Here is a 1,832-nt window from a genome sequence, read left to right on the forward strand (position 1 = left end):
CGCCGCCTCCCCCGCCGCGCCCAGCCGCGCCAACCCACGGCGCGACGCGGTTCTCATCCGTGTTCGGCACCAGGAGACGCTGACATGACCAGGCATCGCGGGCGCGGCATGGCGTCGATCAACTATCCCATCGGCATGAACCTCGGCGGCGATCCCAGCCAGGCGCTGGTTCACTCCAATCCCAGTGGCAAGTTCACCGTGGCGCTGTCGTCGATCGATCTCGGCCAAGGCATGAAATCGGTGACGCGGCAGATCTGCGCCGAGACACTGGGCGTGCCGGTCGAAGACGTCTATGTCGACACGGCGGACTCCGATACTGGCCCGCACTGCATGGGCTCGTTCGCCTCGCGCGGCACCCACCGCGTCGGCAATGCCGTGATGGCGGCCGCGCGCGAGGCCCGCGGCGTGATGATGGAAGCGGCCGCCGAGGAGCTCGAGGTCAACGCCGCCGATCTCGAAACCGACGGCCGCGGCAATATCCACGTCAAGGGCGCGCCGCATCGCTCGATCTCGACCAAGGATGTCGCGATCGCCGCGCAGTTCAAGCAGGGCAAGACCATCTCGGGCCGCGGCATCTTCCTGGTCCCGCTCTCCAACGTCGATCCGGAGACCGGCGAGATGTCACCGGCGACCTGTTACGCCCATGCCTGCCTCGTCGCCGAGGTCGAGGTGGACGACGAGACCGGCGAGGTCGCGATGGTCCGGATGGATTCCGCCTATGAGCTCGGCCGCGCGCTCAACCCGCGCCTGGTCGAGCAACAGCTGGTCGGCGGCGCCTGGATGGGCGTCAGCCACGCGCTCTATGAGACGCCGGAGCCCTATTATCCCGACCCCGTTCACGGCCCCCGCGACTTCGTCGAATACCTGATGCCCGGCCCCGGCGACATCTGCCCGCACGATATCGCGGTGCTGGAACGCCCTGCTCCTGATGGTCCCTTCGGGGCCAAGGGCCCCGGCGAGATGTGCGCCAACCCGGTGCTGCCCGCTGTTGCGAATGCGATCTTCAATGCGGTCGGTGTGCGGATCGACGATCTGCCGATCACGCCCGAAAAGGTGCTGCGCGCGATCAAGAGCCAAGGCGGCGCGCGACCGCAGGCACGGCGCTAGAGGAGCGGCCGTGGCGGTTCGCAGCAACATCGTCGGCATCGACAGCCCGGAGGCGCTGGAGAAAGCGCTTCGGGCAGCTTATTACCTCGCCGACGAGGGCCTTGCGACATCAGCCTATCTCGGCCTCGCGCTCGGCAAGCCGCTGCTGCTGGAAGGTGCGCCGGGCGTTGGCAAGACGGAGGCGGCAAAAGCGATCGCCGCCGTGCTCGGCCGCCGCCTGATCCGCCTGCAGTGCTATGAGGGCATCGATGCCTCTGCCGCACTCTATGAGTGGAACTACCCCCGCCAGATGCTGGCGATCCGCCAGGCCGGCGACGAGAGCATCGACATCTATGGCGAGACCTTCCTGATCGAGCGGCCGATGTTGGCCGCGCTCCGCGCGCCCGATTCCACCGTGCTGCTGATCGACGAGATCGATCGCGCCGATCAGGAGTTCGAGGCCTTCCTGCTCGAATTCCTCTCCGACTTCCAGATCTCAATTCCCGAGCGCGGCACGGTTCGCGCGACGGAACGCCCGGTCGTGGTCCTCACGTCGAACCGCACGCGCGATCTGCACGAGGCGCTGCGCCGCCGCTGCGTCTATCACTGGATCGACTATCCCAGCGCCGAACGCGAGGCGCGGATCATCATGATGCGCGCCTCCAGCGTCGCCGAGGCCACCGCCCGCGCCGTCGTCGCAGCCGTCGAGAAGTTGCGGCGCGAACCGCTGAGCAAGGCTCCGGGCA

General features: G+C 67.8%; 2 protein-coding genes. Both read left to right on the forward strand.

All coding sequences use genetic code 11. The annotated features are described in order from the left end of the window. Window positions 1-84 precede the first annotated feature (84 nt). Window positions 85-1,107: a xanthine dehydrogenase family protein molybdopterin-binding subunit gene (locus MOV74_RS37200; protein WP_011086158.1), complete on the forward strand. Its 1,023-nt coding sequence runs from the start codon at window positions 85-87 to the stop codon at window positions 1,105-1,107. Between the two features lie 10 nt (window positions 1,108-1,117). Further along, on the forward strand, window positions 1,118-1,832 hold a 715-nt coding region (locus MOV74_RS37205; protein WP_246932390.1), incomplete at its 3' end, for a MoxR family ATPase.

The organism is Bradyrhizobium sp. SHOUNA76 (assembly GCF_023006445.1).
Lineage (GTDB): Bacteria > Pseudomonadota > Alphaproteobacteria > Rhizobiales > Xanthobacteraceae > Bradyrhizobium.

What these genes read in the sequence shown, in the direction of transcription:
- MOV74_RS37200 (WP_011086158.1), top strand. Translation starts at nt 85, where the DNA reads ATGACCAGGCATCGCGGGCGCGGCATGGCGTCGATCAACTATCCCATC.